Annotated in this window: 20 protein-coding genes and 2 tRNA genes; 11 read left to right on the forward strand and 11 right to left on the reverse strand. The window is 40.4% G+C overall.

The features are described from left to right. Positions 1–2 precede the first annotated feature (2 nt). The gene (locus AC570I_RS01375) at positions 3–2447 is read right to left on the reverse strand and encodes a TonB-dependent receptor (protein WP_497403728.1); all 2445 of its coding nucleotides are present in this window, start codon (positions 2445–2447) and stop codon (positions 3–5) included. An 80-nt stretch (positions 2448–2527) separates the two neighbouring features. Between AC570I_RS01375 and AC570I_RS01380 the strand changes: the two genes are divergently transcribed. Together AC570I_RS01380 and AC570I_RS01385 are read left to right on the forward strand one after the other, a co-directional pair. Further along, positions 2528–3520, forward strand: coding sequence for a helix-turn-helix domain-containing protein (locus AC570I_RS01380; protein WP_497403733.1), 993 nt, complete (start codon positions 2528–2530; stop codon positions 3518–3520). A gap of 84 nt (positions 3521–3604) precedes the next feature. After that, positions 3605–4012 (forward strand): hypothetical protein, encoded by a 408-nt coding sequence (locus AC570I_RS01385; RefSeq protein ID WP_497403735.1) that lies wholly within the window; start codon positions 3605–3607, stop codon positions 4010–4012. A 133-nt stretch (positions 4013–4145) separates the two neighbouring features. Here the strand turns inward: AC570I_RS01385 and AC570I_RS01390 are convergent, their stop codons facing one another. After that, positions 4146–5954 carry a DNA polymerase III subunit gamma/tau gene (locus tag AC570I_RS01390; RefSeq protein ID WP_497403737.1) on the reverse strand — a complete coding sequence of 603 codons (1809 nt, stop codon included), beginning with the start codon at positions 5952–5954 and terminating at the stop codon, positions 4146–4148. Between the two features lie 92 nt (positions 5955–6046). Further along, complete coding sequence (locus AC570I_RS01395) at positions 6047–6919, reverse strand: AraC family transcriptional regulator (RefSeq protein WP_497403740.1); 873 nt, start codon at positions 6917–6919, stop codon at positions 6047–6049. A 172-nt stretch (positions 6920–7091) separates the two neighbouring features. Here AC570I_RS01395 and AC570I_RS01400 point away from each other — a divergent pair, with 172 nt between their 5' ends. From AC570I_RS01400 to rplI, 4 genes are all read left to right on the forward strand, one after another. After that, a complete protein-coding gene (locus AC570I_RS01400) occupies positions 7092–7688 on the forward strand; it encodes a T9SS type A sorting domain-containing protein (protein ID WP_497403745.1) in 597 nt (198 codons plus the stop codon). A 228-nt stretch (positions 7689–7916) separates the two neighbouring features. Continuing rightward, entirely contained in the window at positions 7917–8273 is a 357-nt protein-coding gene (rpsF, locus tag AC570I_RS01405; RefSeq protein WP_316797922.1) for a 30S ribosomal protein S6, read from the forward strand. Next, positions 8273–8536 carry a 30S ribosomal protein S18 gene (gene rpsR, locus AC570I_RS01410; RefSeq protein WP_010599582.1) on the forward strand — a complete coding sequence of 88 codons (264 nt, stop codon included), beginning with the start codon at positions 8273–8275 and terminating at the stop codon, positions 8534–8536. The genes rpsF and rpsR overlap by 1 nt, the downstream gene beginning before the upstream one ends. A gap of 13 nt (positions 8537–8549) precedes the next feature. After that, on the forward strand, positions 8550–8993 hold the full coding sequence (rplI, locus tag AC570I_RS01415) for a 50S ribosomal protein L9 (protein WP_047798181.1): 444 nt from the start codon (positions 8550–8552) through the stop codon (positions 8991–8993). A gap of 89 nt (positions 8994–9082) precedes the next feature. On the opposite strand, the gene AC570I_RS01420 is transcribed toward rplI, so the two are convergent. After that, positions 9083–9787 (reverse strand): SDR family oxidoreductase, encoded by a 705-nt coding sequence (locus AC570I_RS01420; protein WP_047798180.1) that lies wholly within the window; start codon positions 9785–9787, stop codon positions 9083–9085. Between the two features lie 126 nt (positions 9788–9913). Between AC570I_RS01420 and mtgA the strand changes: the two genes are divergently transcribed. Next, the gene (gene mtgA, locus AC570I_RS01425; RefSeq protein ID WP_497403754.1) at positions 9914–10636 is read left to right on the forward strand and encodes a monofunctional biosynthetic peptidoglycan transglycosylase; all 723 of its coding nucleotides are present in this window, start codon (positions 9914–9916) and stop codon (positions 10634–10636) included. Positions 10637–10642: 6 nt separating this feature from the next. Here the strand turns inward: mtgA and AC570I_RS01430 are convergent, their stop codons facing one another. Both AC570I_RS01430 and AC570I_RS01435 read right to left on the reverse strand, forming a co-directional pair. Further along, entirely contained in the window at positions 10643–13069 is a 2427-nt protein-coding gene (locus AC570I_RS01430) for an AsmA family protein (protein WP_497403756.1), read from the reverse strand. A 103-nt stretch (positions 13070–13172) separates the two neighbouring features. Then, positions 13173–13652 carry an ABC transporter ATPase gene (locus AC570I_RS01435; protein ID WP_497403758.1) on the reverse strand — a complete coding sequence of 160 codons (480 nt, stop codon included), beginning with the start codon at positions 13650–13652 and terminating at the stop codon, positions 13173–13175. 50 nt (positions 13653–13702) lie between these two features. On the opposite strand from AC570I_RS01435, the gene AC570I_RS01440 reads away from it, so the two are divergent. After that, positions 13703–14179 carry a hypothetical protein gene (locus AC570I_RS01440; protein ID WP_497403760.1) on the forward strand — a complete coding sequence of 159 codons (477 nt, stop codon included), beginning with the start codon at positions 13703–13705 and terminating at the stop codon, positions 14177–14179. 61 nt (positions 14180–14240) lie between these two features. Here AC570I_RS01440 and AC570I_RS01445 read toward each other — a convergent pair whose 3' ends face one another. Beyond that, complete coding sequence (locus tag AC570I_RS01445) at positions 14241–15029, reverse strand: (Fe-S)-binding protein (protein WP_047798175.1); 789 nt, start codon at positions 15027–15029, stop codon at positions 14241–14243. 36 nt (positions 15030–15065) lie between these two features. Continuing rightward, the gene (locus AC570I_RS01450) at positions 15066–16361 is read right to left on the reverse strand and encodes a 4Fe-4S dicluster domain-containing protein (RefSeq protein ID WP_497403762.1); all 1296 of its coding nucleotides are present in this window, start codon (positions 16359–16361) and stop codon (positions 15066–15068) included. Between the two features lie 219 nt (positions 16362–16580). Between AC570I_RS01450 and AC570I_RS01455 the strand changes: the two genes are divergently transcribed. The 3 genes from AC570I_RS01455 (at position 16581) to AC570I_RS01465 (ending at position 18699) form a co-directional block, all read left to right on the forward strand. Beyond that, positions 16581–16653 (forward strand) — tRNA-Phe (locus AC570I_RS01455). A gap of 127 nt (positions 16654–16780) precedes the next feature. Continuing rightward, positions 16781–16853 (forward strand) — tRNA-Phe (locus tag AC570I_RS01460). A gap of 238 nt (positions 16854–17091) precedes the next feature. Further along, positions 17092–18699: a S41 family peptidase gene (locus tag AC570I_RS01465; protein ID WP_497403764.1), complete on the forward strand. Its 1608-nt coding sequence runs from the start codon at positions 17092–17094 to the stop codon at positions 18697–18699. Positions 18700–18738: 39 nt separating this feature from the next. Here the strand turns inward: AC570I_RS01465 and AC570I_RS01470 are convergent, their stop codons facing one another. From AC570I_RS01470 to AC570I_RS01480, 3 genes are all read right to left on the reverse strand, one after another. Next, on the reverse strand, positions 18739–19341 hold the full coding sequence (locus tag AC570I_RS01470) for a Rossmann-fold NAD(P)-binding domain-containing protein (protein ID WP_047798173.1): 603 nt from the start codon (positions 19339–19341) through the stop codon (positions 18739–18741). A gap of 65 nt (positions 19342–19406) precedes the next feature. Then, the gene (locus AC570I_RS01475) at positions 19407–19748 is read right to left on the reverse strand and encodes a hypothetical protein (RefSeq protein ID WP_497403766.1); all 342 of its coding nucleotides are present in this window, start codon (positions 19746–19748) and stop codon (positions 19407–19409) included. Between the two features lie 218 nt (positions 19749–19966). Then, entirely contained in the window at positions 19967–20584 is a 618-nt protein-coding gene (locus AC570I_RS01480) for a LexA family transcriptional regulator (protein ID WP_497403768.1), read from the reverse strand. Between the last annotated feature and the right edge of the window lie 9 nt (positions 20585–20593).

The raw sequence follows: 20593 nt of genomic DNA on the forward strand, positions 1-20593 counted from the left end.
TATTATTTAAAGTTATTTATGGTGTAGTTTAATTTGAAATAGATTGCTCTCCCTGGTTTTTGAACCCCAAAGTTGTCATAAACCTCTGCGTTGAGCATGTTTTTGCAGTCCAGACTGGCTACCAGTTTTTCATTTGGGAAGCGGTAACTCGCGCCCAGGTCATGCGTGAGCTGGTTGGGCGTGGTAAACCATTCTGATTCCATCCAGATAGTACTAAATGAGGCAACATAGCCTGCATTATAGTAGAAATTGGTGACTGACTTCTTTTGAAAGATGTTGTTAAACCGGTACTGTATATTGCCGTTTACGGTAAAATACGGCTCATTTGGAATTTGTTTGTTGTACAGGCTATGCGGATTTCCCCTTTCATCCAGTTCTACCTTGTAAAGTGAATTGAATTTGGAAAAATTCAGCATAGCGTTCAGTTTGTTATTATAGATGTAGTTTATTTCGGCCTCAAACCCGATGGATTGGGTTTTGGAGAGATTAACGAATTGCGTCACCTGGATATCTTCGACTCGATTTTCACGCCCTTCTATTACTGGGTCTATACGTGTTTGCTGAATGATTTTATCGTACCCGTTCCGCCAGAAAGCATTTCCGTATAATGAAAATTTATGCTTGCCAGAGGAGATGAAGTTATATCTTCCTCCGAGGTTGTAATTTATGGCAAGCTCAGGCTGGATTTCAGGATTGGCCAGCAGGTTGTTTTCCGGCTCACCATAGATGTGCCTGTCTGTAGGCATGATAAAGGATTTCTCTGCGGAAAAGATAATGAAAGCATTTTTGATCGCTTCGTAGGAAGCGGTACCCCCAAAACCTTTGTTATCGCGGTTAGAACTATTGCGCTGATAAATCAATACACCATTCAGTTCATTGGTGGGGATGCGCTGGTCGGTCTGATAAATGGCATACTTGCCGAAGATGTTGGTTTTTAACTTTCCTTTGAACAGTTCTGCCTCATAGTTCATGGCGAAGATATTTGTGGTCAGGCCATTCTGTGTAATCCACCTGCTGCGGTCGGGAATGAGTAAATCCTGATCATTACGGTCTGATTTTTCAAATTTATGGTTTAAGGATACCCGGTGTCCGCTTACAATTGTGTACGCCAGGTTAGACCTGATATTTGAAATTTGCCTTTCAATATTACTCATTACCGCAACGCCCTGCTGTCCCTGGCCAGGGCTGTAACCATAAGTCTCCGGCGGACCCTCAGAATTTTTTACCAGCAAGGTTCCATCCCAGTTATATCTTAAACTTACCGTATCCTCCAGGTAGGTACTCCTTCTGCTGTGCACTGCATTTAGGGTTAATGCCAGTCCATTGACCAAGAAGTTGTTCTTATTATAGTTAAGGCTAAATACGTGCGCCTGATATTTATTAAATCTTCCAAAGTAAGGTTTGGTCATCGTTACCCCATGTGGAATCTCTTTATAGGAGTCTGAAATATTATAACCAATAAAGAACTGATCGGCCCATTTGACATTGGTAAAACCAGCTTCAAAACGTCCGCCTACGGTTTCAAACTCATCGTTAGGCCGTTTGATGCGGTAGTTTCTCACAATTCTGCCGCCAGGTAGGGTATACTTGGAAAACTTCCCCCACATTTCATAGTTGTTGTCAGAATGGCTGTAAAAACCAGATGCCCTGGCGGTAAAACCATTTTTCTCATTGCGGTATAATGCGCTCACGTCTCCCCGGTAGGTGTTAAACGATCCATAAGATGCCGAAGCAGTGATGTTATTTGCAGAAGCATCTTTTCTCATAATCACGTTGATTGCTCCGCCGATATAATTACCACTCAGGTGAGCAGGGAGGACGCCTTTATATACTTCAATGCGCTCGATCATTGATGGCGGGATGTTATTCAGGTTAAAAGAAGAACCATAGGTCGAGATCTCGATGCCATCCAGGAAAAGACCTATGGTGCTACCGGACATGCCGTTAAGGTTGTATTCTATTGGCGAACCCTCGCCACCATTCTGGCGGACCCTTACACCTACTGCACGATCTAAAAGTTCATTGGTGGTCAGATTTCTTAGCGAAGCTTCTTTGGTTTCGATAACCGATACCGCAAAGCCACTGGTTTCCATTTTTCGTTTTTCGGTTCTGCCGGCTACGCTGACTTCCTGCAGGTTCTGATCACTGATTTCTTTTACCTTAACATCAAATGTGAATACTGGCGAATTAATGCTTATCGACTGTGTTTTCCGGTGTGAAATTACCGAACTCACTATGATTGTATAACTGTCATATTTCAAGCCCTTCAATTCATATTTTCCTTCCCGGGTAGTCATGGTACTTCTGTTAAGCTCCTTAATGCTCACCGTAGCTCCATCCATAGGTTGGCCGTCATTACCGGTAATTTTACCTGACAGCGTACCCATTTGAGCAAACACAGAAATAGAACACCATACCAATAGCGTGGATAATAAGGCTTGTTTCATGATTAGTTTGTAACTTTTTAAACTTATTCTTTAGAATCGGTCTTAATAAGAATAACTTTGGGCAAAGATAAAATCTGAATATGACGCCATCGGAAGAAATAGTGACGCTAAAAGGAGAATCTCAAACTCTTGCGGAAAGCGTATTTTTATACAACCAGAATATCCAGGCGAGCTACAGAACGTATTCCGAAGACCGCAGAAAAGTGGAAATTCGCCTGACGCATAGCGACGCCAAAGAGTATGAAACTTTTCAGATGATTTTTGTGCTCAAAGGAAATGTGAAAATCATGAGAAAAGGGGAAGCTGGCACCTTTGCTGAAATTGAAAGTCGCCAGCACAATTTTTGCCGTTTGCCTTTTAAAGATACGCTAGCTGTGGCCGGGCAGGCAGACGAAGTGATTTGCATCAATATCAGCAGCACTTTTTTGACCCGGTTCCTCCCAGCTGATCACTTAGCATTTAAGCAGTTGTTTATGGGAGATCAGGGGAATCCCCTAGCGCTGGCATTAAATAATATGCGGATTACGCCTGAGATTGATGCCATTTTAAAAAGACTTTGCAATTCACTACAAGCCGGCTTTTCTGATCAGCTTTTACTGGAGTCAAAAGTGATTGAACTTTTTGCTTTACAGATTACGCAGTTTGAACAGATACAAAGTATCGATGCCAGCCCATCGCTGAAAAAATCAGAAGTTGAACGCATGCAGCAGGCAAGAGCAATTTTGATCAATCAGAGTGGTGATCAGCTATCCTTGCGTGCACTTGCACATCTGGTGGGTACAAATGAATTTAATTTGAAACGCGATTTCAAACTCCTTTACGGTAAATCTGTCTATTCTTATCTGAATCAATACAAACTGGAACAAGCCAAAGAAATGCTTATTGGCACCGACATTACCATAGCAGAAATTTCCAAGAAGACTGGTTACAAGCATGCCACCCACTTTACAAATGCCTTCAAAAAATACTTTGGATGTTTGCCCAATCAAATCAAAGGAGGGAAGCTTTCTTTATTGCTTTTTCTGGAAGATATTATAGCATTTTTACAGGATTCTAATTTTCTTGCCGCCTAATCTCACCGAATTTTCAAGCTGCCCTATAAAACCATATTGGCCGTCTTTTGTTATACCTCTATAAATATATAGGAGACCAATACAATGGCAATTAACGAAGATAAAGGATCGAAAGATAAAATACATAGTACTACAGAAAACCCTGAAATCAATAAAGAGAATCTGGCTTATGATGAAAATAAGCAAAGTTATGAGCTTGATGTAAAAGGTACAGATGAAGATTACGATCACCCGATGGGTTATGAAACGGTAGCTGCAGGCGCCAAAGATGACGACTCTACTTATGACGAGGCTAACCCTTATGTAGGTGATGAGTACGCCAGAAATGAAGAAGTAGCCGAAGACAACCTTGAAGAACTGGGTATGCACGTGGACAATGGCGAGAGTGTAAAATTAACTACTGAAGATGAAATCTTAGCTCGTACTCCGGAAGATGATCGTGATGATTTAGATGAGGAAGGCTACCCGATTAACGATGAACCCCAAAAATAGTTGGCTGATCAATACCGAAAGGTGTTAAGCTGGCGAAACAATCATAAATTGAAAGCAGGATGATGCAACGAAGCATTTCCTGCTTTTTTTATTTCACAAAATTGTATTGATTTCCTGAGCAGCGTATTTGCTGCTATGGGTTGATATCTAAATTAAAACGCCTGCGCAGATCTTCCAGCTTAGGGTTTTTTGTAACCAGGTATTCATACTTCTCCCTGTTGCCATATAGTCTGTTTTCAATCTTGCGCTCCACCTGCTTGAAAGTAATATCGACTGCAAAATTCTGCAGCGTGTTACGGAGGTAGTTCATCAGCTCGACAGATTCCTGCACCACAAACTGTTCCTGCGTTTTGCTCTCTACAGATATCTCAATTAAAATCGGAGAAACCAATGTAGGTGGAAAATTATTCAGGATGGTAAAAAGGTTAATCTTATCAGCAGCTTTGAGTTGCTGAACATAAATACTCCATACTTCCTGTAATCGCTCATTTGTAAAAGGGGTTCTTGCCTCACCAGTAACGGTTTTAGGTGTGCCATCATCTTCGCCGCTTGCTAAACGCTCCAAATCATTCAATGAAGGAATTAATGTGCCAACATTTTTCCTGGGAATATTGATACTAATGGATGTAGACGAGCCTGCCGGAGCCGAGGCCGGCTGTTGCGATCTGTCCGGTAAAGGCGGGGCTGAGGAAACCGGGGGGGGGGGAATGCTAACCGCAGGGTTTTCATTTTGAGCTTTTGCTTGTGGGGTTTGGGCTGTTCCGGTTACGACATCAGTTTTTTTTTTATCCTGATCTTGATCAGTTGCTATGTTGTTAGGGGTTAAAGGCTGTTGTGCGAGTTGTACGACTGATCGTATATGGCACATCTTAATTAAAGCGAGTTCAACCTGTAAGCGCTGATTCTTGGAATTCTTATAGTTCAGGTCGCAGTTATTTGCCAGATTCAGTGCGGTTAACAAAAACGAAAGTTCAGTTTGCCTGCATTGATCGAGGTATTTTTGCCTGATATTGTCACTAACTTCCAACAGTTTGATGGTTGCAGCATCCTTACCCACCAGAAGATTACGAAAGTGCGTAGCTAAACCATTGATAAAATTATTACCGTCGAAACCATTATTCAGAATTTCATCAAATAACAGCAAAGTCTGGCTCACTTCAGCTGCAGTTAAATGCCCTGTAAGCTTAAAGAAATAATCATAATCTAAAATATTCAGGTTATCAATTACCGCTTTGTACGTAATGTTTTTATTGGCATAGCTGGCAATCTGATCGAACATTGAAAGTGCATCACGTAAACCACCGTCTGCTTTTTGGGCAATTATGTGTAGTCCGTCTGCTTCAAAAGCAATGTTTTCGCGTTCCGCTATTTTAGAAAGGTGTCCGGCAATATCGTCTACCTGAATGCGGTTGAAATCAAAAATCTGGCAACGCGATAAGATGGTTGGCAGGATTTTATGCTTTTCTGTTGTAGCTAAAATAAATATGGCATAAGATGGCGGTTCTTCCAGGGTTTTCAAAAAGGCATTAAATGCACTTTGTGAAAGCATGTGTACCTCATCTATGATGTAGATTTTGTATTTACCGGCTTGTGGCGGAATCCTAACCTGTTCAATTAAGCTCCGGATATCATCAACAGAATTGTTCGATGCCGCATCTAATTCATGTACATTAAAGGAATGTCCGTTTTGAAAAGACTGACAATTGTCGCACTGTCCGCAGGCCTCCATATCAGCTGTAGGGTTAGTACAGTTTATGGTTTTAGCCAGGATCCGTGCGCAGGTGGTTTTACCAACCCCGCGTGGACCGCAGAATAAAAACGCCTGTGCCAGCTGGTTGTTTTTAATGGCGTTTTTTAACGTACCTGTAATATGTTGTTGCCCCACTACGGTTTCAAACGTAGCCGGACGATATTTACGGGCAGAAACAATAAAATTTTCCATCGCCACGAAAATAGGAAAAATTTAGATGTCGCGGGATTGAAAAACTGGAATGTTGAAAAGTTGGGATTCTTACTACTTGCTAACTTATATCGCTACTTAATAATGGACTTCAGCTCATTCCGGTATTCTGATGCGCTTTTCCCGGTAAACTCGTGAAAGATTTTATTAAAATGGCTGAAATTGTTAAATCCGCTTTCGAACGAAATGGCTGTGATGCTGATGTGTTTTTCGGCAAGTAGCTTGGAGGCGTGTACCACACGGTATTCGTTTACAAAACGGGTAAAGGTTTTTTTAGTAATCTTTTTAAAATACCTGCAGAATGCGGGCACCGTCATGCTCGACATTTCTGCGATCTCATCTAGGCTGATTTGCTCCTGGAAATGATCTTTCACGTAATTGAAAATCATATTGATCCGGTCGTTATCCTGAACCTGCATTTCGAGAGAATAATTCAGTGCATTTAAAATTTTATAGTCTGAGGCCTGCTCTAACTCTCTCAGTACGCCCAACAATGCCAGAAGCCTTTCAAGAGGCCATGCGTTATGCATTTTTTCGAGCGTTGGCCCAACAAGCTTCATGGTATCCCTGCCGAAGGCGATGCCATCTTTCGCTTTTTCAAACAAGCTGGCAATACCACGGGTCTCTTTAAGTTTTAAAAATTCTGTTCCCAGAAAATCAGGTCTCATCTGGATCACCACTTCAGTTTTGTTGCCGGTATTGGTATCCGTAAATCCACAATGTGGGATATTGCTGCCAATGAGAATTAAATCACCATCAGTATAATAAGATACGTGGCTCCCGATTTGCCGCTTTCCGGACCCGCCATTTACGAATACCATTTCTATCTCGGGGTGATAATGCCAGAGGTGTGCCTTATTATTCTCGTTCTGCACATATTTAGAATAGGTGAAAGAACTTCCAAATGAGGGTTCTACCACTTCGAAGCCTGGTCTTAATGTTTTCATAATTTTAAACAAAATTCAATTGTAAATATGCTGAATTGATATGGTTATGACAAATGAGTGGTTATTGGGTTAAAATAGCATATATATTGATCAATATTGAATCTTTTTGGCTTTAAAAACTGTCATAATTTAGCATCATAAAATAATTGTACACGCTTTAATCTATTTTATCATGAAAAACGTATTCAAATTCGTAATAATCGCAGCAATCTCTTTAACATCTTCAATTGCTCAGGCAAATGATGGAGATTTTTCGTTAAAATCTAAAAGTGAGAAAGAAAAAACCATCAGTTTTCAAATTAATGAAGCTAATGATTTCAACTTATCAATTACCGGTGCAAATAATGAAGTGTTATTTGAGCAAAAATTATTTGCTAAAGCGAGCTCTACAAAAACTTATGACCTGAATGCTTTGCCAGATGGAAATTATACCATGAAAGTGGAGTCGGGATCAAGACTGGCACAATACGATATCACCATCACAAACAACCAGGCTTTGTTTTCTGCACCGAAAATCACTGAGCTTTACAAACCGGTAATTACTAAAGGTGAAGATGATGTGATCACTTTAAACTTCGAGCAGCCTAAAGCTGGCGAGGTTGAAGTACAAGTACTCAACGAAAGTAATGACGAGCTTTATACTCAGGTATTCAAAAACAAAGCTAAACTGACTAAAAAGTTCAACATCAGCCGTGCCGACGGTAATGCTTTAACATTTGTTGTGAAGTATGACAATCAGACTTATGTGAAAACAATCGAAACTCGCTAATTTTAATAATAAACTAAACAAAGGGAGATGCCGTTAAGGCATCTCCTTTTTTGTTTTATTTCTACTAAAGTTAGATGGCCTTAGGGGTATAATGATTTAGATAGTGTAAGGCTTTATACTTTATTTCAGCTTTTTTCTTCAACACTTTGATTTAAAGAAATATATTGTTACTTTTGCAACCCCGTAATATACCTCGGGATTAAAAAATTAAAAACATAATTTACAACAATGAATCAGTACGAAACTGTTATCGTTCTAACCCCATTGTTATCAGAAGAGGCAGCGAAAGAGGCATTAGCTAAATTCAAAGCAGTTCTTACTGATAACGGTGCCGAAATTATCCAGGAAGATAATTGGGGTTTGAGAAAATTAGCGTATCCGATTGAGAAAAAATCAAACGGATTCTTCAACTTAACTGAATATAAATCTTCAGGAGATTTGATCGCAAAATTAGAGCTTGAATTAAAACGCGATGAGCGTGTGTTACGTTTCTTAACTATCCGTTTAGACAAACACGCTGTTGCTTACAATGAGAAAAAGCGTAGTGGTGCTTTTAACAAAAAAACTAAGGAGGTTGCAGCGTAATGGCAAGAGAACAAATTCAATACGTAACTGCCCCTAAAGTAGAGGATAACCGTAAAAAATATTGCCGTTTCAAGAAAAACGGTATTAAATACATCGATTACAAGGATGCAAACTTCTTGTTGAAATTCATCAACGATCAAGGTAAATTATTACCACGCCGTTTAACTGGTACTTCGTTGAAATTCCAACGTAAAGTGGCTCAGGCTGTTAAACGTGCTCGTCACATCGGTTTGTTACCATTCGTTGCAGATCAATTAAAATAGGAGGCTCAGAGATATGGAAATTATTTTAAAACAAGATATTAAAGGCCTTGGCGAGAAAGATGATTTAGTTACAGTAAAGCCAGGTTATGGCCGTAACTATTTAATCCCTCAAGGATTTGCTGCTTTGGCTACTTCTTCTGCTAAAAAAGTTTTAGCTGAAAACTTAAAGCAAGCTGCATTTAAACAAGATAAAATTAAGAAAGATGCTGAAGGTATCGCAGAGCGTTTAACTAGCGTTAAACTTTCTATCGGTGCTAAAGCTGGCGAAAGCGGAAAAATCTTTGGAGCAGTTAACACTATCCAGATCGCTGAAGCATTAAAAGCGCAAGGTTTTGATGTAGATCGTCGTCGTATTACTTTCGAAACTGAACCAAAATTTGTTGGCGAGTATGTTGCTAACTTAAACTTACACAAAGAAGTGAAAGTTCAGGTTCCTTTCGAAGTAATCGCTGAATAAGCAATCTCGTTAAGGAATAAAAAAAGTCTTCTGATGTTTATCAGGAGACTTTTTTTTTGAATAGCCGATTCTCACATCTCCATTCTCCACTATCCCTTAGGCGTAGTGGGTCTGATTTCTACCTTACTTGGCAAAGTACGCGCCGGCATTGCCAGGAGATCTACAATAAGTTTACCCATATCTTCCGGTTGTATTTTCCAGGCATCGTTTTCAGCATCCGGGTTGTGTGCATTGAAATGGCTGGTTACAGAACCCGGCATAATGGTACTCACCTTTACGCCATATTTTCTTAAGTCCAGCATCACCGCCTGGGTAAAACCCGTTAAGCCGAATTTACTTGCATTATAAGCTGATCCCCCAGCAAAGAAATTAGCGCCAGCTAAACTTGAAATGGTGAAGATGCTCCCCTTGGTTTTTTTGATTTCTTCTACCGAAGCCTTGATGCTATAAAACACCCCCGTTAAATTGGTGTCGATGATGTCGTGCCATAATTCGATGTCCATTTCATCAATCGCGGCAAAGGCACCTACACCTGCATTTGCGATGAGTACATCCAATTGTCCCCATTTTTCGATAATCAGGTTTACTGCGCTCTGTTGCGACTGAAAATCTTTAACATCTGCTTCAATAGCTAAAATATCGCCATTATTGACCAATATTTTCGCTGCTTCATTTGCGCTGTCAATGTTTCTTGAGGTGATGGCTACTTTATAACCTGCTTTTAAAAGGGCTTCCGCGACACCATATCCTATTCCTTTACTTCCTCCTGTTACCAGGGCTACTTTAATACTCATGATATTTCTTTTTTTGAATTAACGATTATAAAGCAAATATGTTTAACTCAATTCGTAATAATCGTAATTGTTTTCAACTGCTACTTACACTATACAGAGGTTTTAAGATTTTGTTACCTTTGCTTCATGGCTAAATCCCGTTCAACACGCTCAAGAGCAAAAAATCCATTATTCAAGAAGATTACCAATATCGTAACTAAAGTATTTCTTTATTTTTTAATGCTTTCTGTAATCTGGGTAATTGCTTACCGCTTTATAAATCCACCCATTACCCTTTTAATGGTGTTGCGGAATATAGAGCGTAAGGCCGACGGAAAGCCTTTTAAAACGGAGAAAAAGTGGGTAGAATTTGAAAATATGTCTGACAACATGAAAAGGGCTGCGGTTTCTGCCGAAGATCAACTCTTTTTAAAGCATATTGGTTTTGACATGAAAGCCATTGAAAAAGCTTTTGCCAGTAATTCGAAGGGTAAAAAAGTTAAAGGGGGGAGTACCATTTCACAACAAACCGCTAAAAATGTGTTTCTATGGCCGGGCCGATCGTGGATTAGAAAAGGTTTTGAGGCTTATTTTACCTTGCTTATCGAAATTTTCTGGAGTAAGGAGCGCATACTTGAAGTTTACCTGAATGTAATTGAAATGGGCGACGGCATATATGGTGCCGACGCGGCTGCTCAGGAATATTATGGTAAATCATGCACCAAATTAACGAAAAGGCAAGCGGCCTTAATTGCTTCATGCTTTCCAAATCCCCGGAGATGGACGCCTAAAAATGCAACGCCTTATATCAGGCACCGCCAGTATCTGATTTTGAGAAATATGAACAGACTTGGCCCGCTGGATTTTTAAAATCTCTTAATCATGGTCCTTATTCCACCTGATTTTGATTCCCCCTTTATCATCATCAACAGCTTTTAGGTGAAGCACAATCCCTTTCATCCGTGCAGCTCTACGCTCTTGATTTGTCAGGTTTTCATCTCCTTTAGGATTTCTTAAGGGAATATCCATCGCCACATCCGTGCCATTACCTAGTGCATAGGTGCCTTTAACATTGAAATTCAGTACGCTTGAATTCACCTGCATCGGACTGATCTCTACTTTATCCCCTTTAATGGTTAACGTACCATCCAGATTTTTAATTTCAACATTCGACATATTTCTATTGGCGAACGCAAATTTTCCAACTTTAACCATAGGCTCGAAGTTTACCAGTGCAGCATTATTAAGGTTAAAAACCACTTTACCACCAATTGAACGGGGGAGGATTTTGCCTGAATGTGATATGCGTCCTGAAATATTCACCAGCGAAGAAAGGTAGCCTTTCAGGTTTTTATTGGTAATGCTATTCTGTCCGAAGTTGTCGAAAGCATAAAAGAAATCTTTAACACTTACATGGCTGATTTTGGAGTTGATCTTAAAGGCATTTGAAGCCGGCTCCTGTAAAATACTGCCTGTCAATGCCAGCGTTCCATTGGCATGTGCTACACTAATTTTATCAAAATAAATGCCCTTGCCTCGCAGCGAAATGTCTGCAACCAGATTTTTTGCCAGGAATTTATCATAGATGGCCTTGCCCACCGTGAGGTTGATATTCATTTTTGATACCTCCAATACATTGCTCAGTTCTTTTGATGCCGCTTTCATCGAATTCCCGGATGAGGAAGTTTTTTTGACCGTACTTCTCGGACCAAGAAAAGGTAAAAACTCATTCAGGTAAAGTTGCGGACTATGCATCTTCAGATTCACCTGAATTTTATCAGGGGCGGTATAATAAAGGTTCGCAAAATTGGCAATAAAGCAACTTACATTCAGCTCACTTTTTCCAAGCTGAAAATGTCCGTTCTGGATAGAAAGGTCATTCTGATTGAAATTCATATTCAAAGCACTTTTCACCAGGTGTAATTTCCTTGGTACATATAAAATATCAGCATCTGCAATTTTAATACTGCCTGAAACCACGGGTTTGGTAAAACGGAAGTTGTCAATATCAGCCTTACAATATAACCTTAAATCTGCTGTGCCCTGTTTAAATTCAAAGTCTTGGGTACCTAGAGAATTGTTTAGATTAGTGAGCGGAAACTGGGAAGTCACCAGGCCGGTTGCTATCGGTTGCGCGAGATTGGTAACCGTAAAACTGTCAATTTTCAGCGGGGCGTTAAAGTATTTTGCTGTAAGTCTGTGAAATTTAATGGCCGAATTTTCATCTCCAATAATGCCGCCACTAGTATCCTGATTGGTAAAAGACCCATCAAAGTTTGCGGCGGTGAGTTTACCTGCAGGAATAGAAATGATATTGTCTCTAACTTTTATACCTACTTTGATCAATGGATCTCCGTATTTGCCTGAGCCATCATCTACGATATTCCCACGAATGTTGATGGGTTTTTCAATTCCGAATTTTAGTAACTTAGAAGAAATGTTGGGTGAAAGCAGCATCGCTACGTCTTTAAATAATATGTCATCAACAGCAATACTGATTTCGAAGGCAGATTTGCCCAAATCTATTTTAGCGCCGATTTTAAAAGGATGGTCACCAATATTCAGTATTTCAGGATTCAGGATTACGGCATCCTGCTCCCGGCTATAGTGTGCCGATAACGTTCCTTCCAGGGATTTATCTTTAAGAAAGCTGCCCTTTCTTGTATTAAATGCAAAGCTGTTTACCTGTGTTTTAAGTTTAATTTTACCTGTCCACCCGCTATCCGGATATTGCATCCTACCCTGAATCTGATCGATATTGAAGTTAAATAGTTTAAACCTTTTTTGATTGTCCAGAATCAGGCTTACTTTATTGAAATCGATCTTTTTGATGGCAAGAGCAGAATTTTTGGATGGAGATTTATCTGTTGCTGGTTCCTTTTTGTTGCTTTTAAAAATACTCGTGTTGCTGTAGCCTGTAGAATCGGTATAGATGTATATATTGGCATTGTTAATAGCGATCTGGTTAATATTTATATTTCCGACAATTAGTGACAGGACATTAAGGGATACATCAATATCCTGAGCTTTTAATAAATCATGTTTGTGGGTAGACCAGAGACTGTCGCGAAGCAGCACGCCATTCAAAGAGACAGAGACGCCTGGAAAACTTTTTAATAATGTAGGCTCCATACTTGTCGCCGTGATTTCCCCATTAAGGTTTTTGTTCAGCTGGGTAAGAATGGTACTTAATATTTCTTTCTTATTCCGGCTGACGTAAAAGGCGCCAGCAAGCCAGGTCAAAATCACCAGGATAACTAAAGCGGAAAGAATTTTCAGTGAAATTTTGAGCCAGCGTTTCATACACATTATTTTGGTTGAAACAATATAATGCTTTTTGAGACACATTTGTTTTACGCATACTCAAAATTAACATACGTAAGAGTTGTATGATTCTATGCAGCTGTTAAAGCAGGTGCGCAAAAACAGTAGAATGCCAACTATTTTTGAATGGAACTTCCCATTTCTGATTAAGATCTTCAAGGGTTAGTACCATGTTATTGAATACAATGGTATCGGGGGTAATCTGTTTGATATTGACAAGGGTTTCAAAATCTTCTTTATTGGTAACCTTTACATCCTCATTCACCTTATAGGCCATGTTGAAGCGATTGAAAAGATCCACGTGATATTCCTGTTCAATTTCTTTAATGAGTCGAACTGAGCTGTCGATAGAACAGCCAGTGACATTTGCCTGAGTTTCATCTACCACGAGAATGATGAAATAACCATAACGGATTTCTGCAGTTGCCAGTAATTCATTGCCGTGGGCTTTCCACTGATTGGTAAAAACAGCTAATTTATCAATAATCTGATTTTCTTCTGTAGAAGTAAATTTGCGATCACTTTGGTATACCCAAACTCTGGATTGTGGAGAAAAACTCATATACAAATTTAGTATTTTAATTAATTTGCTGTCATTAAAACGTTGTCACTATGAAAAAGTTTACACTTGGCTTGAAAATATCGCTTTGTTCGGTATTCTGCGTAGGTTTATTTGCTTTTTCTGATCCTGAAACCATGGAGCAATATGCTGGGTTTCTTCAAAAAACACTGCTTGATCATTACGATGCTTCACAGGAAAACAGCCAGATTAAATCTTATGAACTCAATGTTACTAACAATGGTTTCTGCCGGTACAAGCGTTATTTCAAAAGCGGCAAAACAGAATATTTCGCGTTTAAATTATCTAAATTCAAAGACATGAACTATCTGGGGGACGCGAGTGCAGGTAAGTTATTCCTCCAAACCAAAGGTGATGATATCATCGTGCAGACCTATAAAGATAAAGGCGGGGATGTGGATTCGATGACAACTCAACTGATGATCCCTCTAAAGAATGTGGAGGCAGAAGATCTGAACCTCATCCGCGATAATCTGGAGCGGATTACTAAGTTACCATTGAACCCCTAGATACCCATTCGCTCAATCACTCATTCTCTTATTAGGCTATTCTCTCACCCGATCATTACCGCTAAAGTCCGTTTGCCCTTGCAGTGATTTCTGCAATATCAAGTACTTTTACTTCCTGCTCCTTATCTTTTAGTTTAACCCCGTCGCTCAGCATGGTCATGCAGAATGGACAACCTGCTGCAATAAATTCAGGTGCAGTTTCCAATGCTTCTTCTACGCGTTCCACATTGATGTCTTTTTTCCCTTTCTCAGGTTCTTTAAACATTTGTGCACCGCCCGCACCACAGCACAGACCATTGCTTTTGCAGCGTTTCATTTCTACCAGTTGGGCATCCAGTACTTCTAAAGCTTTACGCGGGGCTTCGTAAATTCCGTTTCCGCGTCCCAGATAACAAGGGTCGTGATAGGTGATTTTTTTACCCTTAAAGCTTTCGCCACCTTCAGCTTTTAATTTGCCTTCATTAATCAGATCCTGGATGAGCTGCGTGTGGTGGATTACCTCGTAGGTGCCGCCTAGTCCGGGGTATTCATTTTTAATAGTATTGAAGCAATGCGGACAACCGGTAACAATTTTTTTGATGTTATAGGCATTGAGTACCTCGATGTTGGTCATTGCCTGCATTTGAAAAAGGAATTCGTTTCCGGCGCGCTTTGCAGGATCACCCGTACAGCTTTCTTCCGTACCGAGCACCGCATATTTGATGCCTACATGATGCAAAATCTTACAGATATCACGGGTGATTTTTTGTGCCCGCTCATCGTAACTTCCGGCACAGCCCACCCAAAATAATATTTCTGGTTCTTCTCCTGCGGCCATTAGTTCGGCCATTGTGGGTACTTTAAATTCCATCTTTTTATTTAGTATCTAGTATTAAGTATTGCCCGACTACTTCTCCTCTGCCCAGTTAAAACGATCGGCAGGTGAGTACTTCCAGGGTGCCTGATTGTTCTCAATGTTTCCCATCATCGCATTAATGCTTGACGGGGCTTGCGATTCTTCCATCACTGCAAAGCGGCGTAACTCCGTAATGATTTGCAATGGGTCGATATTTACCGGGCAGGCTTCTACGCAGGCATTGCAACTGGTACAAGCCCATATTTCTTCTCTGGTAATATAATCATCAAGCAATGATTTTCCATCCTGATGCTCCGCGCCATTTTTATCAATATTTTTGCCGATCTCGGTAATCCTGTCACGGGTATCCATCATAATCTTTCGTGGTGAAAGCAGCTTGCCTGTAATGTTCGCGGGACAAACGGAGGTACAGCGACCACATTCCGTACAGGTATAGGCATTCATCAGGTTTACCCAGGAAAGGTCAGTGGCATCTTTAGCCCCGAACTTACCAGGAGTGGTTTCAGCAGGAACAAACGAAGGATCGAGCATTGCCTTTACTTCATTCGTTACCGATTCCATATTGGTGAAACCACCTTTAGGCTCCAGGTTTGAAAAATAGGTATTTGGAAAGGCAAAGAGAATATGGAAATGCTTTGAGTAGGGGAGATAGTTTAAAAACGCTAGAATGCCAATGATGTGAAACCACCAGCAACCTCGTTCAATAATCACTAATGCATTTTCTGTTGAAGGCAACATGTTCATCAGGTACTGACTCACCGGGAAATTACCTGCAACAACGTAATGCCCTGAACCCAATACCTGTAATTTGGCGTCAGCCGCATTCATCAGTAAGAAGGCACTCATCAAAAGGATTTCAGTGAAAAGGATGTAGTTGGCGTCAGACTTCGGCCATCTGGTCATCTCTACTCCCCTGAACCGTTTGAGCTTTAATACATTCCTGCGGATCAGGAAAATCGCACAGGATACCCAAACGGTAAGTGCCAGGATTTCAAAAGATCCGATCAGGAAGTTATATAAACCACCTAAACCATGGAAAATGCGATGGGTACCAAATATACCGTCGATCATGATTTCCAGTACTTCGATGTTGATGATGACAAAACCGATGTATACAAAAAAGTGAAGAAATGCCGGGATTGGACGAACGACCATTTTCGACTGACCAAAAGCCACACGAATCATGGTCATTAAACGTTTCTGAGGCTGGTCCTTACGGTCGGCCGGTTTTCCTAAACGGATGTTGCGGATAATTTTACGCAGATTCACTGCAAACAGCACTGATGCTGCCAGTGTAATTACTAGAAAAAGGATCTGAGCCACCATGCAAAATTAGATTGTTAACGCTAAATTATGATATTAATCCTAATAAAATACTATGCATGCATAAAAAAATAGTGAAAATTTATTGTTTGTATTCATTCTAAGGAGTATTTAATGATGCAGGCAAAAATTAATTTGTTGATTATCAATGGATGAATGAAATATTCGAAAAAAAGTTTTGCTTTTGGAAAAAGAACACTACATTTGCAATCCCAAACGGGAGGTGCCATAGCTCAGTCGGTAGAGCAAAGGACTGAAAATCCTTGTGTCCCTGGTTCGAATCCAGGTGGCACCACTTCCAAAAGCCTTTCAGTAATGTTAGGCTTTGTTTTTGGAATGCCCTCCAATGGAATTGGAGAGATAAATTTTTAAAGTTATTGCATTTGCAGAAAAGAATCTTAGATTTGCAGACCTTAACAAACGGTGCCATAGCTCAGTCGGTAGAGCAAAGGACTGAAAATCCTTGTGTCCCTGGTTCGAATCCAGGTGGCACCACATTAAAAGCCTTTCAGAAATGAGAGGCTTTTTTATTTTTATCTCGCTCGTTATTTACTCATAATCATTGCATATCAACATCCAAAAGCAATTTAATCGGCAGATTTAGTTAATTCACCGATACATTGGTGGTTACATATCATAAATACTTGTATATTGAGTTGTTGTTTTGAGTTTTTTACTTTTGCAAACAACCAAACTCGATATCAATACGTATTTAAAAAAATACACCACCTACATGAAGAATAATAAACTAGTGAGCACACTGATTCTGGCGACTATCGGAATTGGTTTTATAATGTCGTGCAAGAAAACTTCAGTTACACCCGAAGCTACTACCACAACGACTACCACTACTACAACCGCTGTTTCGGGCACCCGCGCGGAATTGACAAAAGATTCTATCTTTTTGTATGCGAAGGAGCTTTACTACTGGAATAGCTCTTTGCCTACCTACGAGGTGTTCAAGCCACGTGCTTTTGCCTCTAAAGATGCTGAGCTATATGCCTTGACCCAGTATTCGCTTGACCCAACTACCGGAAAGCCTTACGAATATGTAAGCACTTCCAGTGAGCCTAAGTATTCGTTTTTTGATTACACCTCTACCACAGGAAGCACCGGAGTGTTAAAGGCCGATTTAAATGGTACCTCTACAGACTACGGTTTTTCAGTGATGTATAATACCAAGACGGATTTGCGTGTGAAATATGTTTATCCGAATTCTCCTGCTGCACTCCAGGGGTTGACCAGGGGATGTCAGATCACCAGCATCAACGGTAGAACCGACCTGACTTATGACACGGCACTTATTCCGTTTCTGAATAGCGCAATTTTTGGTACCAATGCAAGTGTAAGTTTGACTTTTACCGATTTAAACAAAGTGTCAAAAAGCGTTGTTGTTACCAGCGCTAACTATACCGTTAATCCGATTTTATATACCCATGTTTATACAGTAGGTACCAAAAAAGTGGGATATATTGTATTTAATAGTTTTACCAATAACGTTACTTCGGCGTTGAGTACCACTTTCTCTGATTTTGCAAGTCAGGGTGTAACCGAGCTGGTGGTTGATTTAAGATATAATGGCGGGGGTTATGTTTCAACCGCTACGCAAATCTCTAACCTTGCTGTACCCGCAGGAAAAACCGGTACAACCATGTTCACTTATTATTATAACAGTTACCTGCAGGGTTTAACTACTACGGCCGCCAGGAAGGCGTCTATTCTGGTACATCAGCCACTGCTTGATGCTGCCGGAAAACTGCAGACTTTTACCACCGGGGTAAACGGTAAGTACGCTACCTACGCAGATCTTAATTATTTGCCTACAGCCTCTGATAACATTGAGAAGTTTGCCAAATCGGGATCACTTGATTTAAGCAGGATCTACTTTCTGGTTACCGGATCTACAGCCTCGGCAAGTGAGCTTACTATTAATAACCTTCGTCCGGTGCTCGACGTAAAAATTATTGGTACCACCACCTATGGCAAACCTGTTGGCTTTTTTCCCGTAAGGATTGAGAATTTTGATATGTACATCCCGGAGTTTGAAACAAAAAATCAGGCCGGTACGGGTGGGTATTATTCGGGACTTACGCCAGATAAGGAAGCTTATGAAGACCTTACAAAGGCCTGGGGTGATGAGAGCGAAACGCTGCTATATTATGCCTTACTATACGCGAAGAGCGGCAGCTTTGTCACCACTGCAGCGAAAACAGCAAGTTTGAAGGTTTCATCCACCACCATGCCGGCACAATTATCAAGTGCTGAGATTAAAGCCGTAGCAGAAAGCCTGGATCAAAATGGTTTTAAAGGAATGCTCGCCAGGCCTGAAAGGAAATTTTAAATAAAACAAAGAATCCCGCTACTGGCGGGATTCTTTGTTTTACAACAATATTTTACTGCTGATATCTTTATTAATGGTGATGTAACCCGGATACTTCACTGGTGTATTGCCCAGCATAAAGGTTGGTTTAATTTTAATGGTTAGCAGTCCGAGTTTTTCATCTTTAGATGAAGCGCCTTTTTGTGCTGCCTTGATGATGTCGTTAAACACATTGCCATTTGAAACTAAGCCGTAAATATTACTGGTCAGCTGAACCGGAACGGTAACGGTTTGTCCTTGTGCAATACTCACATTCTGGTTCACTATCCCTTCTGCCAGATCGGTATTATTCACAAGTATTTTATATTCAAACTGGTTAATAGCTGCCAGGTTGCCTGAAGGATTCGATATTTCAAGATTAAGATTTGCACGCAGCGGAATGTCTTTTCTCAATAAACCCAATGCAACTCCCGGTAGGCTCGTCAGATTAAAGCTTTGCTCGTTAAGCAGTTTTTTTACATCTGTACCGGCAATACTAACCTGTTGCACACCAGTGATGCGGTATTTACAATCTTCGAGCGCTTTGATTTGTTGCGCCTGCCTGTTGATGCCACAGCTCCAAAGGGTTAGGGCAATAAAGCCAATTAATAATGTGTTTTTCATGTTAATCATAACGCCAAATTAGTAAAACTATTTCAGCTGTAATGTGCGTTAACAAAATTTAAGGTTTAAGCACTTGGCGTGATGGTTTCAATCTGATCCCGTTCATCATCAGCATCGTCATTTCCTCCCTCATCAGAATGGTCATCGGGAGTTGCTTCTGCACTGTCAGCCGGTTTTGCACTATCAGCTGGTTCTGTATCTTCAGCTGGTGTTTCCTGCTCTTCAGCTGACTCCGCTTCCTTTGGTTGGTCTTGAGTGGTTCCGGAACTATCCGGCACCTGATCCGCAGCCTCACTCACTTTTTTCTCATGTGTGGATGGCACAACTGTCTCTATTTCCAATTGCGCGTCGTCAGTAGGTTTTGGCTGATTATCTTTCTGATCGATATTTTTTTCCTCGTTTTCCATAATTTACTTTTCTATATAAATACGATCAACTAGGTTTTTGTTTGATTTCGTTTTCCTGAATGTGCATTATAAATAACGAACATACTGTTTTTCAGGCTGATGAAATTGAGATTCTGTTCCTAACTATTAGAGATTAGTCTTGGATGTGCTGAGGTGTCTGAGGTGATAAAAAACCAGTGGCCTAATATATGTCGGGTGCTATAATTATTTCGGAGCGCCTAAATTAAATTGCGCGTAATCTTTCCTTTAATAATATACAAGGCCATGATACTTTCCTTAGCGATAATAGTGTCTCCTTTAAAATTAGGGTTCGATGAACGAAGGATCAGCTTATTTTCATCGCTGTGTTGGTGTATCAGTTTGATGCTCCTCAGGTGATTTGCTTTTTCATCAGTCATGATGACATAAGCTTCGCCCCATTGTAATATTTCGAAGTTGGTAATTTCCCTTACGGCAATAATTTCGCCTGAGGCATATTTGGGATACATGCTGTCGCCATACACCGGCAGGTAGCAGGTACAATCGTTAAAAGGTTTATAGTTGACAAAGTATTCAGCTTGTTCATCACCAAAAGAGCGAATGTCATTATCAGAGAGGCTTACGTTGAAGTAAGGCACGCCTTCTTTGGATTCGGATACGACGGGACCTTTTTTCAGAAAAGGCTCACCTTCTCCGGTTTCGAGCCAGTTAATGTTCACATTGAACTTAAAATCAAGCCGTTCTTTAAATGGGTTCGTAATAGGCCTTTTTCCGCTAATCATGGGAGAGATTGTTCCAGGTTCCAGATTTAAACCGGAAGCAAAATCCTTTTGAGTTTTAAAGCCGAGCTTATCCATAAGGATTTT

It is taken from the genome of Pedobacter sp. A2324, from assembly GCF_059693705.1.